Origin of the sequence: Neolewinella litorea (assembly GCF_004803465.1) — a bacterium.
GTDB classification, from domain to species: Bacteria; Bacteroidota; Bacteroidia; order Chitinophagales; family Saprospiraceae; genus Neolewinella; species Neolewinella litorea.
On sequence record NZ_SRSF01000008.1, the window covers coordinates 120,581 to 137,084 of the forward strand.

6 protein-coding genes and 1 pseudogene are annotated in these 16,504 nt (G+C 58.5%); 5 read left to right on the top strand and 2 right to left on the bottom strand.

What is annotated here, in order from left to right:
- Positions 1-59 precede the first annotated feature (59 nt).
- Positions 60-2,753, bottom strand: a complete 2,694-nt coding sequence (locus E4021_RS14920; protein WP_136460176.1) for a CHAT domain-containing protein — start codon at positions 2,751-2,753, stop codon at positions 60-62.
- 101 nt (positions 2,754-2,854) lie between these two features.
- On the opposite strand from E4021_RS14920, the gene E4021_RS14925 reads away from it, so the two are divergent.
- The 5 genes from E4021_RS14925 (at position 2,855) to E4021_RS14945 (ending at position 16,024) form a co-directional block, all read left to right on the top strand.
- On the top strand, positions 2,855-4,423 hold the full coding sequence (locus tag E4021_RS14925; RefSeq protein ID WP_136460177.1) for a sulfatase family protein: 1,569 nt from the start codon (positions 2,855-2,857) through the stop codon (positions 4,421-4,423).
- Positions 4,424-5,736: 1,313 nt separating this feature from the next.
- Positions 5,737-10,866, top strand: coding sequence for an MBG domain-containing protein (locus tag E4021_RS14930; protein WP_168797626.1), 5,130 nt, complete (start codon positions 5,737-5,739; stop codon positions 10,864-10,866).
- 180 nt (positions 10,867-11,046) lie between these two features.
- Positions 11,047-12,924, top strand: coding sequence for a tetratricopeptide repeat protein (locus tag E4021_RS14935; RefSeq protein WP_168797627.1), 1,878 nt, complete (start codon positions 11,047-11,049; stop codon positions 12,922-12,924).
- A gap of 945 nt (positions 12,925-13,869) precedes the next feature.
- Positions 13,870-14,640: a helix-turn-helix transcriptional regulator gene (locus tag E4021_RS14940; RefSeq protein WP_168797628.1), complete on the top strand. Its 771-nt coding sequence runs from the start codon at positions 13,870-13,872 to the stop codon at positions 14,638-14,640.
- Positions 14,641-15,103: 463 nt separating this feature from the next.
- A complete protein-coding gene (locus tag E4021_RS14945; protein WP_136460181.1) occupies positions 15,104-16,024 on the top strand; it encodes a hypothetical protein in 921 nt (306 codons plus the stop codon).
- A 295-nt stretch (positions 16,025-16,319) separates the two neighbouring features.
- On the opposite strand, the pseudogene E4021_RS18165 reads toward E4021_RS14945, so the two are convergent.
- Positions 16,320-16,504, bottom strand: a pseudogene (locus E4021_RS18165) (IS256 family transposase); the annotation flags it as partial.

Sequence of the window (16,504 nt, forward strand, 5' to 3'; positions counted from 1 at the left end):
GAGTGGCCACCGAACAGCAGGTATAAATTATACCCGCGACGCCACCCCAGCCCACTGAATCAGCCCTTTACCAGCCCCGCCCAGCTACCCGGAAAAGCATATATCGCCCCAGCCTCGCCACCCGCCAGCTCCCGCTGGGCCCGCGCAAGTGCCGCCGCCGCGCTCGCTCCGCCGTACAGGTGCAGGAAAAACCGCTCTTCCAGTTTCGCCGAGGCCGCGGCCGGAATGCGCCACAGGGAGTACACCACATCCGGCACGCCCAGCTGCTGAAAACTGCGGGCGATGCTGAAGGTGCCTTCCGCCACAATGCCATCGCCCAGTCCGGTTTCGCACGCCGTCAGCAACACCAGGCGTGCCCGGCAATCCAGTTGGGCGATCGCCGCCCCGTTCAGGCTGTCTCCGGGCGCGAAGTACAGGTAGTTGCGGTGGGCGTTGTAGGGGTCGCCGGCGGCGTGCAAGGCCAGGTTGAGCACCGCGAAATCCCCGCTTCGCCGCCGGAAAGTCGCCACACGGCACTCCGGCCCCGCGAAAACCGCACTGCCGGCCGGAGCATTCTCCACCCGATGGGTCGCGCCGGACCCGAAATAGGCCGTCAGTTCCGGATGTACCCACACGCCCAGGGTGGCATTCCGCCACTCCTCCCGCCGCCGTTCGCGGTTCAGGTCCTCCACCCGCAGGCTGGGGGCGTAGTAAATGTCGAGACCGGACAGCAGATAGGACAGTTCCTCCCACCGGTCGGCAACCGTATCCTCCCGCGTGGGCAGGGCCGCGAAAGGCAACCGCCGCAGGGGGCCCGCGGGAACGATCAGCAGGCGTTTGCGACCGGACAATCTGCCGCTTACGGGGCCCAGCACCTGATCGAACAGCAAACGCGCGGCCGCCGCGTAGGCTTGCGGACCCACCGTCGGACGGGCCGTTTCCAGCATCCCCAACAGTGTTTTCACCGACCGGGACAGGGTATCCAGGGGCGGACTGGCGTACGCCACCACCGTATCGGCGTCGACGTACTGGGCCAGCAGTCGCCCGTTGCCTTCCGCGTAGACCACCGCCGCGCCATCACGCCCCAGTTGCCGCCGCAGATCGCTGACCGTGGGCAGTGCCGCAGCGCTTTCCCGGTAGATTCCGAGGCGCTGTCGTCGAGCGTCCGCATTGGCTTCGCGATGCCGTACGCTCAGCTGGAGCAGGCGCTGGCGGTCGGCGCGGCTCAGTCCGTCCCGCATTTCCTGTTCCTTCAGCAGGTTGATCTCGCTCTGCCAACGGCGCAGGGAATCGAGCCTCACCCGGCCGGTGGCCGCGTCGGTTGCTTCGATTCGGTCCTTGAGGAGCAGAAAGGTCTTGGTCCGCTCCACCGCCTGGAGGAGTCGGTCGGCGTTGCGGGTGCCAGGCCGTTCGCGGTACCACAGCCAGGCTACCTCGTTGGCGTTGGTGACGATGCGACTGGTGATGTTGTTGAGCTGGCTGACGGCGCTTTCCTCCTCACCGGTAGTGAAAATGGTCTCCCACTCGCCCAGGATATGGTCGAAGATCAGGCGTGCCTCTTCCAGGGTTTCCACAGACCTTCCGGCGCGGTATTCCGCCAGTCTGACGCGGCCGAGGTCGGCCAGGGGGTATTTGCAATAATACTCGGAGGAGAGCGTAGGCAGCAGGTCCGCAACGGTACGCTGCGCTTCGTCGGGGGAACAACAGCCATACAGCACCAACTGGTCGCGGGCACTGCGTCCGGCCAGTTTCAAGTCGCCGGCGCGTAGCCCGTACTGGATGAGCGTCCAGTAAGTTTCATCCCGCAGGTGGAAGTCGAAAGCCGGGGCCCGGGGCAGGAAGCGGCGGTAGTAGAAAAGCACGCTGTCCACGTCACCCGTAGCCTGGTGGTGAAAGTAGCCGCGCAGGCGGTCGGGGTAGCCAAAGGGCGGCGCGGACGCGGGTGCCGTATCCGTGACCGGGCGCGGGGTGTCATGGTACCGCAAGGGGGCCAGTTCCCGTTCGAACCGGTTTCGGTCACCGAACCGACTCACGATGATCACCTTCTCCCGCTGGGCTTCCCGCCAGCGTACGGATTGGGTCTTGCGGTACAGTACGACCGCCTCGTCGAGCAGGGTGGCGGCTTCCTCCAGCAGTTGCCGCCGGGTGGGATCAGGCTGTTCGTCGGCGTACTTTTTCAGTCCGAGGGCTTCGGCCACCAGGAGGCGCGCGTACTTGTCCGGATGCGGTCGGGGGAGCTCCGTGAGCAGTCCCTTACCCAGACGCGCTGCCGCTACCTGGGTAGTGAAGGTGTAGTTAGCGAGTTGATCCAGGGCAAGGCAAAGCTGGTTTTCAGCCCGGACCGGCGCTGGGGTGCCCGCGTCAATCAGGTCCGCGGCCCAGCGCTGGTAGATGCCCACGGAGTCTTCGTAGACAATGTGGTCGAAGTGCAGTTCCGCCAAGAGGTGGAGGCACTGGATCAGGACGTTGGGATCGATACGCCCCCGGTGACGTAGCAAGCGGGGCAGTGCCAACCTGGCCTGCTCCAGTGCTTCCGGAAAGTTGCCCGACTGGTAGGTAAGACGGGCCCGGTAATAATCGTACTGCGCGCTTTGGGGACCGTCTTCCGGCACCCGCGGCCGCGCCCCATACGCCGCCAGTGAATCGCGCGCTTCCGCAAAGCGTTCCGCGACCAGCAACTCGGGGAGGGTCAATTTTTCGTCCTCCACGACCCCGCCGGGGGAACACGACCACCATAGCGGCAACAGCAAGCCCAGCAGGGGGAGAAAGCGCAAGCGAGGAAAATTTAGGGTTCAAAAATAGCCTGCGACACGCAGTCCCGTGATCGCCATCCAAAAGGGACGGCTGGTTTTGCGCGGCTTCCTAACTTACGTTGATGAAATTCTCCGTCATCCTTCTTTGCGCTCTGGTACTTACCGCTTGTGATCCCGCCCCCGATACGGAAGGGTCAGGAACCATGACGCGGTCCGCGCAACCCAACATCGTGTTCATCTACCTCGACGACCTGGGCTACGGCGACGTGGGGGCCTACGGTGCCACCGCGCTAGCCACCCCGCACATGGATGCCCTGGCGGCGGGCGGCCGGCGGTTTACGAACGGCTACGCGGCTTCCGCCACCTGCACGCCCAGTCGCTACGCCCTACTGACGGGCGTCTACCCCTGGCGCAACCGCGAAGCCCGCATACTGCCCGGCACCGCGCCGCTCATCATCGATACCAACCGGCTGACCGTGCCGCGTATGCTGCAACGAAACGGTTACCACACCGGCGTGGTGGGCAAGTGGCACCTGGGATTGGGCACCGGCAATGTGAACTGGAACACACTGGTCAGCCCCGGCCCAAACGAAGTCGGTTTCGACTACAGCTACATTATGGCCGCCACCCAGGACCGCGTACCGACCGTCTATCTCGAAAACGGCCAAGTGGTAGGGCTCGACCCCGCGGATCCGATCGAGGTCGACTACGAAAACAATTTTCCCGGCGAGCCCACCGGCAAGGACAATCCCGAACTCACCACCATGAAGTGGCACCACGGCCACAACAACAGCATCGTCAATGGCATCCCCCGCATCGGCTTCATGAAGGGCGGGCAGGCGGCCCGGTGGAGCGACATTGACATGGCCGACCACTTCCTGGAACGGGCCCAGGCGTACGTGCGCGCGCACCGCGAGGAACCCTTTTTCCTCTACTACGCCCTGCAACAGCCGCACGTGCCGCGCACGCCCCACCCGCGCTTCGTAGGTAAGTCCGGCATGGGCCCCCGGGGTGATGTCATCGTGGAAGCTGACTGGGCCATTGGTGCATTCATCGGTACCCTGCGCGAGGAGGGGTTGCTCGAAAACACTCTTATCGTACTGAGTTCCGACAACGGTCCGGTACTCAACGACGGCTATTACGACCAGGCCGTGGAACTGGTCGGCGACCACCAGCCCGCCGGTCCATTGCGCGGGGGCAAGTACAGTCTGTACGAGGCCGGCACCCGTGTGCCCTTCATCACCTACTGGGAAGGCCGGATTGCGCCTGGCGTATCGGATGCCCTGGTGAGTCAGCTCGACCTCCTCCCTTCTCTGGCGGCGCTGGTGGGAGCGGGCGCTGTATCCGATACTATTGATGGACAAAACCTACTGTCCACCTTTTTGGGCACTGACAGCGGTCAGGGCAATCAAGGTCGCGACCACCTGGTGCTGGAAGCCACTTCACGCACGGCCCTGCGCAGCGGATCTTGGCTGATGATCCCACCTTATCCCGGTCCGGCCGTACAATCCCAGGTCAACATCGAGCTCGGCAACGCCCCGGAGTACCAGCTTTACGACCTGTCCGAAGACATCGGCCAACAACGCAACCTGGCCGCCGAGCACCCGGAAAAACTAAGGGAGATGGTGCAGACGTACCATCAGATTCGCGGGGTGGAGGCGGTGGAGACTGAGCTGCTTCGGCTGGAGTGAGAAGTTTACCATTTCCAATTTACCAACTACAATTTTCAATTTAGGCTGCCGGCCGGCCCTTTGCCTGCTGGTACAATCCTGGTGCTCGATGCTGGGCTTAGGGGCCGTTCGCCTCTGCTCGCTGCCGCTCGTGATCGCGCCGGGAGTCGCTCAGCCCGTTAGCGGCCATGCCGGGTGGAGGGCCTCCAGGCCCGATTTTGCCTCGACCTTTCCGCGAGGGTCGTTCCTCGGTGCCCCCTGGAATTGACCTTGTTTGTCGGGCCGTCCATTTCAGGGCTGGGTATCATTTACGATGTACTAGTAAGTCATGTACAATTTGGGATGCCGGTCGCTCCTTGCCCGTTGGGGTTAGCTGTGTGGCTCAATATTGGGCTTTGGGGACGTGTCCCTCTGCTCGCTGCCGCTCGTGATCGCGCCGGGAGTCGCTCAGCCCGTTAGCGGTCATGCCGGGTGGAGGGCCTCCAGGCCCGATTTTGGCTCGACCTTCCCGCGAGGGTCATTTCTCGGTGCCCCCTTGGAATTGACCTTGTTTGTTGGGCCGTCCTTTTCAGGGCTGGGTATCATTTACGATGTACTATATAGTCATTTACAATTTGGGCTACCGGTCGCTCTTTGCCCGTTGGGAGAATTGCGTTCCTCGATGCTGGTCCGGGGGCCATACCCCTCTGCTCGCTTCCGCTCGTGATCGCGCCGGGAGTCGCTCAGCCCGTGGGCGGCCATGCCGGGGGGCGGGGTATTTACCAAGTACAATTTTCAATGTGAGCTGCCGATCGCCATTGGCCCGTTGGGAATATCTTGGCGCTCGATCCTGGCCCGGGGGCCATGCCCCTCTACCCACTGCCGCTCGTGATCGCGCCGGGAAGCGCTCAGCCCGGAGATGATCCGTATCCCTGTCGACTGCTGCTCGTGATCGGGATTGGGGCGGTGAGCTCTTACCTGGCCCGTATTCCTGCCGCTGCCGGTGATGATGGCGCTCCGTCCGTTTCCGGCACCCGCGCGCCGGCGCCCCTGACGGCAGTGCGCGGCTCTCGAATATAACTCTCTGGGAGTCAGTTAAAATGGCTTGTTTTTCGGGTGGGATACCTCGTAAACGACGGTTCGGCAAATAGAATGGGGCCATCGTTTGCTAGCGAGGGGAATTCTGCCTAACTTCCACAACAGGGTTTTGGTCGCTGACCGCAAGACACGAGCACATGAACATTCACTTCCGCCCAGGAACAGCTGGCCCTGTTCCCCTATTCCCCTTTCCCCCCTTTACCTGCCGTCGCGCAGTTTTTCCTTCGTTACCGATTCTCGTAGCCTGCCTCTTTCTGTTGAGCAGCTCCGTAGCGGCCCAGAACGTGCGTACTTACACCACGACCGGGGCGAGCGACGACTGGCTCAGTCCTGCGGCCTGGAGCTGCAGTGGTGGGGGCTGTAATTCCAATCCCGTTCCGACGCGGCAACTGACCCGGCAGGTGCTGGTCATCGGGCACACGATCAACTACACCCAGAACCAGGCCATTGACGTGACGAGTTCGGGTTCGATCACCATCCAGAACGGCGCGGCCCTGCGGCTGTCGTCCAACCTGAACGTGCAAGCGGGTGGCGTCGTCACCATCAATACCGGCCGGCTGGAAATCGGCCCGGGGGTACTGAACAACTCGGGCACCCTGAATGCGACCAACGCCTTCATCGTCAAGGATGGCAACTTTAATAACAACGGCACGACCGTCCTGAACCGTTCCTGTCTGGAACTGATCGACGGTAACTTCAACAACAACGGTAGCCTATCGGGCCAGGGCACCATCACCGCGCAGAACGGAAATATCAACAACTTCGGGCAGTGGGCAGCCACGGGGATCCTCTACTGCGCCAGTGGCAATACCAGCAACGTGCCTGGTGCGGAGGACTGTGCCGGCGTAATCGAGTTCTGCCGGTGCATCAGCGGCAACTGCGACATCCTGCCCGGGTACCGGCCCACCACCAAGGTGGAGGAGCTCATCGGCTCCGAGTTGACCTCCCTGGCGGCCAATTTCGACCCGGACAACCCGCCTTCGCAGCGCATCTACCGCATTCAGTCGGATGAGGTGCTGATCGACATCATCGTCGTCGACGGCCGACGGCAGCAGGTCGTGGATTTACTGAACAATACGTACGGCATCCCCACCACCGCCTTCATCGACAACGGTGCGAATCAGCTGCTTATAACGGTGTACTTCCCCATCAGCGCGCTGACCTCGCTGAACACCCGGGACGATATTATTAACTACGTTCGCCCCGCCTTTCCCGCCATTTTCAATACCGGATTAATCACCAGTCAGGGTGACACCGCCCAGGGCTCATTTTCGGCGCGGGATGGTTTCGGACTGGACGGGGCCGGATTGAAGATAGGGGTGATCTCCGACAGCTACAATACGAATCTGGCCGGGCTGAACGCCGATATCGGCAACGGTGACCTGCCCGGCGGGGAGCACGCGGTAACGGAGGTGCCGGTGATCGTTAACGGAGCGCCGCTGAGAGTAGCGGGTTCCGACGAAGGACGGGCGATGCTGCAGATCGTGCACGACGTAGCACCCCAAGCCAAACTCTTCTTCCGCACCGGTTTCATCAGTGCCGGAAATTTTGCCGCGGGCATTACGGACCTGGCGGAGAACTACGACTGCGACGTGATCGTGGATGACCTGACCTACATCACCGAACCTTTTCTGAAGGATGGTATGGTGACGCAAGCAATACAATCGGCGACCCTGGAAGAGGATGTTACCTATGTGACCTCTTCCGGCAATTTTGCCTCCCGTTCCTACGAAGGCACCCTCGCCGCTGGCCGCAGCCAACACGACTTCGGTGGCGGTGACCTCCTGCAAAAGGTGAACCTGGACAAAGGCTTCTACCTGCTGGTATTGCAGTGGGAGGATAATTTCTATTCTATAGGTGAAACGGCCCAGGGCACCCTGGAGGACCTGGACATTTACCTTGCCGAGGACGACGGCTCCGTTCTTTACGGCTTCAACCGTAACAACTTAGGGGGCGATCCGCTGGAGGTTCTGCCCTTCGAGGTGGTGAATCCGACCAGTACCAACATCCGGATCGAGCGGGGTCCGGGCAGCGGCAGCGGGCCGGTAAAATTCAAGTACGTCGTTTTCCTCGCCGGCGATAAGGGCGTTTTCGATGCCGAATACATCAGCACCACGCCAAACCCGGGAAACTCGACGATCGTAGGACACGCAAACGCCAGCGATGCCCTGACCGTGGGGGCCGCACGCTACAATAATGCGGGGACGGTAGAACGCTTCTCCTCGACCGGCGGCACGCCAATTGCGGGCGAATCCACGCTGCGCCAAAAACCGGACTTTACCGCTCCCAACGGCGTCAACACCAGCGTAAACTTCGGTTCGCTGGATGTGGAGGGCGACGGTATCCCCAACTTTTTCGGTAGCTCGGCCGCCGCTCCCCACGCTGCCGCCGCGGCCGCTTTGCTGCTCGAAGCCCGCCAGAAATTCGGTATCGATATTGCCGGACAACCCTCCGGTCGCTGGGCCGGCGATTTGCTGCGGCAAACCGCCTCGCACGGCGGCGCGTACGACCTTGCGGGGGGGTACGGCTTTATTTCCGCCTTTGGCGCGATCGATGCATTCTCCAATCCCCGGCCCCGACTGACGGCCCTCAACGTCCAGAATCTGCCGGAGGGACAGCAGCCCGGCGGCACCGCCTTCGATCTTATCCTGGAGGGAGCTTTCTTTGATCCAGGTACCCTCGTATACTTTCGGGACCAGATTCTGGAGATAACCTCCATCAGCCCGGATCGCACGCGCGCCGAGGTAGTGGTGCCGGCTTTTGTGGGCAATCCGCCGATCTACGTGGTCAATCCACCCAACGTGCCCATCACCAACGGTGCCGACGGCGGAGCATCCGACACGCTGACCTTTGACGACATTCCCGTCACCGACGTGCGAATCATCGCCGAGAACCAGCGCAAGAAATACGGGGCCCCATTGCCGGAATTGACTTTCCGGATCGAAGGTACCGCCGGACCGATCGACCCGGCGGTTTTGTCCCTGATCGAGTCCGCGATCAGCTTACAGACGGCGGCCACCCCCAGCAGTCTGATCGTCGATGTCGGTTACGCAATCACCCCGGTCTGGGACCCAGCCGCCCTGGATCCTGCCATCAACGAATTGTACCGGTTACAGGCGGTCCCTGGCATCCTGACCGTCGACCCCCTGCCCCTGACCATCAAGCCGAAACCGGCGACCATGACCTACGGTGGCCCTATCCCCCCCATCGAATACGAGTACATCTTTGGGGAAGAGGTGGATCCGGCCATTGTCTCCGTCATTCAACTGCAGCACGAAGCGGCACTGGGAAGGACCGACGGAGTAGCAATCGTCAACGGCATCCCACTGGTAAACGGCATACCTCTCGTTAACGGCATTCCGTTGGTGAACGGTCAGCCCTACCTCGACGGCAGCGACGATGGGATAGACAACGGCATCTCCTTGCTGAACCGCACCTTTTACGTCAGTGATAATACCGTGGGCGGCGCCCCCACCGCGGCTGCCTTAGGTATCCCGCTGGTCAACGGCAGCTCTACGGCCAAGTTGTTCCGTATCGGAGTGGACGTCTTCAGCGTGCCCGCGATCGAAGAGGGGGAAAACTCCGATCTCGTACCCGGCACTACCCTGGTTAACGGCATCCCGTTGGTCAATGGGCAGGCAAAACTCTTTGGTATTCCGTTGGTCAATGGCATCCCGCTGGTTAACGGTATCCCCCTCGTCAATGGCATTCCGCTGGTCAACGGTATCCCCCTCGTCAACGGCATCCCCTTGGTGAATGGCGTGACCCTGACCAACGGCATCCCCCTGGTGAACGCCGAAGCCGAGGGGCGGGTGGAGCGCATCCTGAACGCCTTTGAGGGCAGTCTGGTGATTCTCGACTCTGCCGACGGGGCTTTGGGCGCTACCGATACCCTGAAATTCGCGCCGGTAACCCTGCTGACGGGCCTCACCGTCGGTACCCAGTACATCGTACCGGGTGCCCTGATCAACGACCAGCTCGTCATCAGCTACGAACCCGCGCCACTGGAAATCAGTCCGGCAACGCTGGTGGTCACCGTCGACGACGAGACCATCACCTACGGCGAGGCACCCACGGGTTCAGCTGCGATCACGGGCTTTGACCTGGAGGACGATGCCGGTACGGTCTTTCCCAATGGTTTGACCTATACCACCAGTTGTAGCTATCCCTGCCCGGTAGCCGGCCCGAACACCCTTTCGGCCGGCACGACGCCCTTCCCCCAGAATTACCAACTGGTCTTTGTGGACGGACAGTTAACGGTAAACCGGAAACCGCTAGACGTTACGATTGCGGATGCGACCATCACCTACGGTGATCCGCTCTCCCCCACCTTCCGTTACGCTGGTTTCGTTCCCGGCGAGGATGCCTCCGGAGTTTTCCCGGGTGGATTCACTACGACGCCGGCCGATGGATGTACCACGGCTACCGACATTCAGTTTGTGAATCCGCCTTTGACGGACAACTATACCGTGACCTATCATCCCGGGGTCCTGACCGTACGACCTACTCCCCTGAATATCGCGGTGCAAGACCAGGTGATCACAGTAGGCGATCCGATCCCGACCTCCTTCCCCGCTACGGTCACCGGTCTCCGTTGCGGAGAAACGACCCCTCCGCAAATCGTTTACTCGGTGAATCTACCCAGTCCGGTCGTGCCCGGTGTGTACCCGATCGATGCCCGGTTGGCTGCGGGCAGTCCGTACACGGCGAACGTGTCGGGGGGCCTGCTGTACGTTAATCCGGCCGGCGGCTGCGAGAGCAAGATCAGGGTACAGATCGAGTGCAAGGAGAATTTGGCCACCCCGGTGGTGATCAACGGGGTGCGCTATACCATGCGGTTGACGCTCAGCTACACCAACCGTACCCCGTACGCCTACTACGTGCCCGCGGGGGCTAAGAACCGGTTGACCCCGGCCGCCGCCGCACGGGAATCCGCCACTACCCTGCCGGAGTTGTTCGCGGCCAATACCTACCACACCTTCGATCTCTTCACGAATAACGACCGCATCAGGTGGGAACTGGAAACCTTCAACTGCCTGGACAAGTCGCGCATGGGTTCCCAAGCCAACCCTTGCCCGACAAGCAACAGTCAGCCCTACCAGCTCTCTGCTGCTTACCAAATTGATGCACCACGGCCCACCGCCGACCTGCAGGCCTATCCCAATCCGGCCGGCAGTGAACTTCGGGTCGACCTACGTTTACCCGAAACGGGCGACGCCCGCCTGACCCTGCTCGACGTACTGGGTCGGGAGGTCTGGAGCGACCGGTTCATAGCAATTGATGAGCGCACGATCACCATCGACCTGAGGGACGAACAGCCCGGAATGTTCCTGTTGCGATTACAGTATAAAGACGTCTTCCAGACGGTAGTCGTAATCAAGGAATAGATAAATGCCGGAAGCAGAAATCAATCATTAAAAATTACTGCTGTAATGGCATCAGGACTGAAATACTTATTCTTATTCTTCATCCTGATACTGGGACCATCGCCAGTTACGCGGGCGGCGGATCCTGCGGTCGATAGTCTGCGTGCGATCCTTAAATCGGCTAACAGTGACACCCTGCGGTTGCGGATATTACTGGAACTGAGCACCCAGACCTTTCGCTCCGACCCCAGTGCCGCCATTTCGTACGCCGAGCGGGCGCGTCTGCTGGCCCGCGAAATCGACGACGAAACCAGTCTGGCCTACGCGCTGAAGAATATCGGTCTGGCATACTATATCACGGGCGATTATTTCCAGGTGCTGGAGAACTGGCAGCGGTCGCTCGAGATCTTCGAGTCTATAAACGACCGGTTGGGCATCAGCAACCTGACCAGCAACATCGGGGCGGTCTACTTCAACCAGGGCGACGATCCCAAAGCGCTGGAATACTACCTGCGTTCGCTGCAGGTATCCGAACAGATCAACGATTCGCTCCGCATCGCCACCGCCCTGAACAACATCGGAGCGGTATATTTCAACGATACCAGTACCCACGACCGGGCGCTGGATTATTACTCACGGTCCCTGACCATTAGCGAACAGGTGGGCGACCCAGAGGCCATTGGCACTTCGGCGGTCAACCTGGGCGAAATTTACCTGGACAAGGGGGAATTCCAGCGAGCGATCTTGTACTTCGAAAAGGCCCTCGCGGCCTACGAGCAGTCGGGAGGAAACGCACCCTATGCGCTGTACAATCTCGGCAAGACCTACGCCGCGAGGGGCGATTACCGAAAAGCCCTGGAGTACCACCGCCGGGCTTTTGCGGTCGCCGACGCGCGGGATGCCCGGCTTGAAATGGCAACCGCGCTGGTGGGCATCGGCCAAACCCAGTTGCTCAGCCAGCAATATGACCAGGCGGTGGGGACTTTCAAGCAGGCGCTTGTGCTGGCCCGCGAAGTAGGCTCCCTCATTCGCATTCGGGATGCCTTCGAGGGCCTGACGGAGGCCTATGCCAGGCAGGCGAATTACCGGGAGGCCTTCCGGTACCAAAGCTTGCTCAACTCCATCCGGGATACCCTCTACACCATCGAGAAGGACAATCGCATCCAGGGCCTGCAGTTCAAGTACGACATCGAAAAAAAGGAGAACCAGATCGCGATGCTCAACAAGGACAACGCGCTGAAAGAGGTGCAGATCCAGCGCGCGCTCACCCTGCGCAATCTGCTGTACGCCGTGGCTATCTTCCTGACCCTGACCGTGGCGGGGGTTTTCTATCAGTACTGGTTTGCCAAGAAGAGCAACCGCCTCATTCAGGAGGAACGCAACCGCTCCGAGCGCATTTTGCTCAACATCCTACCCAGCGATACCGCCGAAGAGCTCAAGCAGAACGGCTACGTGAAAGCCAAGCGGTACGAACGGGCGACCGTGCTGTTCACGGATTTCAAGCGGTTCACGGAGTTTGCCGAACATTATCCGCCCACGGAACTCGTCAAAAGCCTCGACTATTTCTTTCGGGCCTTTGACGAAATCACCAGCCGCTACCAGATGGAAAAGATCAAGACCATCGGTGATTCCTATATGTGCGTGGGTGGGCTTCCGGTGGTCGACGAAAACAACCCAGTCAATGCCATCCACGCCGCGTTCGAGATGGTCGAATTCGTCAAGCGCGTCAAAATGGAACAGCCAGAAGGCATTATCCCCTTTGAAATGCGGGTCGGCCTCAGTACCGGTCCGGTGGTGGCGGGCGTAGTAGGCACTAAGAAGTTCCAGTACGACATCTGGGGGCCAACCGTGAACATCGCCAGCCGCATGGAAACCTGCTCGGAGCCCGGTCGCATCAACATCTCCGTATTCACCTACGAACTCGTGCGCGAACACTTCGCCTGTACCTACCGCGGCCGGGTCGAGGCCAAGAACGGGGAGCAACTGAAAATGTACTTTGTAGACCGGCCGCTGGCGGAGGATCCGAATATTGAAAGTGAAGGGCACGAGGCTCAAACCTCGGTTTCTCCTCGGAATTGAGCTATTCGCCTAATGCTCGCGCAGCCCATTCCTCGGTTCCCTCGGAATTGACCGCGCTCGTCGGGAGCCGTCCCTTTCAGGGCCGGGGGGATGGATAATTTGTGGATATACAAATTCCAATTTACAATTGTGCTGCCGCACTCCTCTGCTCGCTGCCGCTCGTTGGGGCGGGGCTACGGGTGGAGGGCCTCCAGGCCCGATGTAGTCGTGACTTTGTGGCGCCGCTTATTGCCCGCGAGGCCCATTCCTCGGTTCCCTCGGAATTGACCTCGCTAGTGTAGGGGCGTCCCTTCCAGGGCCGCTTGAATTGGAAATTGGCAAATTTTTATATGCCATTTACAATTGGCGCTGCCGCACTTCTCTGCTTGCTACGCTCCCGGGGGGCGGGTTACGGGTTGAGGGCCTCCAGGCCCGATGTAGCTGTGTCGTTGTGGCCACGCTTTATGACCGCGCGGCCCATTCCTCAGTTCCTTCGGAATTGACCGCGCTAGTGGAGGGGCGTCCCTTCCAGGGCCGGGGAGATTTCCGTAGCGGAACGTGGCTCGGTGACGCCGGCAGGTCGAGGCCCTGCGGGCCGAGTCATTATCCAAATCCGAGGAGACCCAAAGTAAACCACCGATCTTGTCCGCCCTCTCCTTAAAGCCACGGGGCGCACGGTGGGTATAATTGACTTGGTACAGGCAGCAATCATAGCACCTCAAAGTGTTGACAGGACCTTTGAGAGTACGGTCTTCCCAAAGCCCAGCAAAAAATATTCCCATCTTTCCTATGTATCCCCCATAATTCCTGTATTTTAGAAATGCAGTTGGAGCATTTCGGCGTGCCCACCCATCACGCCTTTTCCAGCTGGGCATGGCTTCACATGAAGCGCAAATATTTTGGCCGACAGGGTTACTCCGATCGGCCCCTTGGAATAGACATACAACACCGACGACTCATACCCTTATGTACCCGTTAACCGATTCGTCCGCCGGCAAGGTGCGGACCACGGGTGGGTCATCCCCCTCCGCGGCACCGCTGCCCCCGATCAGTCCGGACCCCGCCTTCGAACACCTGCTGTCCCAGAGCAGCATATACTGCTACTCGGTTGATTACCAGACCAACCGCTTCCGCTACGTGAGTCCGGGCATCTACCGATTGCTCGGTTACGACCGCGATTCCTGGCAGTTCAGCGGACCGCTGGAGGCCTTCCGGCAGGTCCACCCCGACGACCGCGACTGCGTGCACCGTATCTACTCCGAGATCAACCGCGAACTGCTGCGCCACGACCCCGCCGTACGCGGCGACCTGAGTTTCGTCTTCACCTGCCGCATGAAGACCCGCGCCGGTGACTTCATTCACCTCAGTCACCACCTCTCCTTCCCCAACCTCGACCACCGCGGCCGCCCCCTGGCCGACTTCACCCTCGTATCCGACATTACCGCCCTGAAGGTCCCACAACACTGTCAGCTGCAGATCCACTACCCCACCCCCACCGGCAACCTGATCTGCAAGACCCTCTCCGTCACCTGCACCCCCGCCGCAACCGAGCTCACCCGACGCGAAATCGAAATTCTTAAGCTCGTTGCCCAAGGTCTCGACAGCCAGGCCATCGCCCGCCAACTCTTTATCAGCTACCATACCGTTTGTACCCACCGGAAGAATTTGCTGCGGAAGGCTGGGGTGAAGAGCCCAGTGGAACTGGTGGGTTGGGGACGGGGGGTGGGGGTGGTGTAGAATAGGATGACGTCAAAGTTTGAACACCGATAAAATACCTACAGCTAGGTATTGATGGTTCACGAATCAATATTGAATATTACAATTATAAATTTTAACACCCTTTACATTACCGGCTGCACAGCTATTGGTCCAAGCGAATGCTAATAATAGGCCATATACTCATCCATAACATCCAGACAAATTTTACTTTTAACTATTGCATTTTCATATACTATATATTTGAAGCAAATGGGCCAATTTCCATTTATAACCCTGTCTGGTTCAGCCGGAACAGCGTACAAATCTAAACCGTTAGACCAAAATTGCATTCTGATTTAATACTTAAACAAAATCAATTAAGGTTACGGCCTACTCAAATAAGAGGGAAGTTCCCCCAATCCTTAAACCACAATTACAACGACTAGGCACAATGCCTAAAAACGAATTACTTTAATTCTTATAACTCTACACTACTCCCATTATGACCGACTACAACCACAACCTAGAAAACAAAATTGCTGAATTAAAGAATGAATTCGACCAAAAGGTTAAAGATCTTTCTGATCGAGGAAAACAAAAGTTAGAAGAAATACAGGACAACAACCCTGACCCATCGGCGGTAGAGGCTGGAGTGAACATGACTTTTGACGTAGTATGGGAAACCACTTCCCTTAAATTTGACATACCTAAGTTCACCTCTAAACTTGAAACGATCAAATTTGATATCCCCGAGGTTAGGAGCGAGATAGAGGAAATCTCATTTAGTGTTCCCGCTATACGAATGGTCAGGACTTGTTTGTTCAAGAAGCCAGTCTTCCGCGACTTAAAAATGTACAGTGAATGTGTATATGGTAATAAGCCGGAAACGTACTCAAAGGTCATATCTTTTAAAACAGATATACCCAAAATATACAGCAAAAAGATAGAAGTGAAGTTCGACAAACCGTCAATAACAATGGAAACGGTCGAAGTAAAAATGAATTTACCTCAATTCCATTTCAAAAATATTGAGGGGCAAATTAGAGATCAAGAAGACAAAGCTAACCGGATTGCCTCCGAAATGCAGTCAGAGATAGCTGTAGCAGAACATGAATTTAACCGCAATTTAAGCATTATCATTCCTGATGAACTCTCATCAATGTTTGACGAAATAAGAGAAGATGTTTTAAAAGAGAGAGAATCAGCAGTTGGCATTTTCGAAACAACAGTTCAAGAAATAAAGAACTCTATTCATATTTTAAAAAACAACAACGCCGTCGAAAAATATACGGAGCTGGAGAGGCAGTTATCTCAAATTATTGCAAATCACGAAATAACAATCCATCACTTTGATACTGCATTGAGAGAAATAACGCTCGCCGAGGAAAAGGCTGTGCAAGACTTTAAAGGCAGTATTACATAAAAGTGCAATGGTTAACCACATAGGAAGTGTTACACATAGGCGAAATGGTAAAACCTGCTATTTTGGCAGTATTGTATACATTGTGCCAGGGTAATTATTAGGAATAAAAATGAGAAGAAAATAGAGAAGCCCCCCTTCCCCCATGGGGAGTACCCCCGCGTGGGGGAAGGGGGCGGCCGGTGGGAGTATTTCAGAAAGTGTGTCACCTGGTTTTTTTTGCAGTGGAAGTATTCTTTGGCCAAGCCCCGTATAAGTTAAGGGGGATTGGGCAAAGAATACGTGACTACCGCCCGGCTCACAGGTCCAGGCGTAATCGGTCATCGTAGAGGATGGCCAGCTGAGAGAGGATGCGGTTCCAGTTGTGCATGGGCTTTTTCCACTTGGCAGTGACGTCGCGCTGGACGAGGTACAGCAGCTTCATCAGCGCCGTGTCGGAAGTGAACGACCCCTTGGTCTTGGTGACCCGCCTGAGCTGTCGGT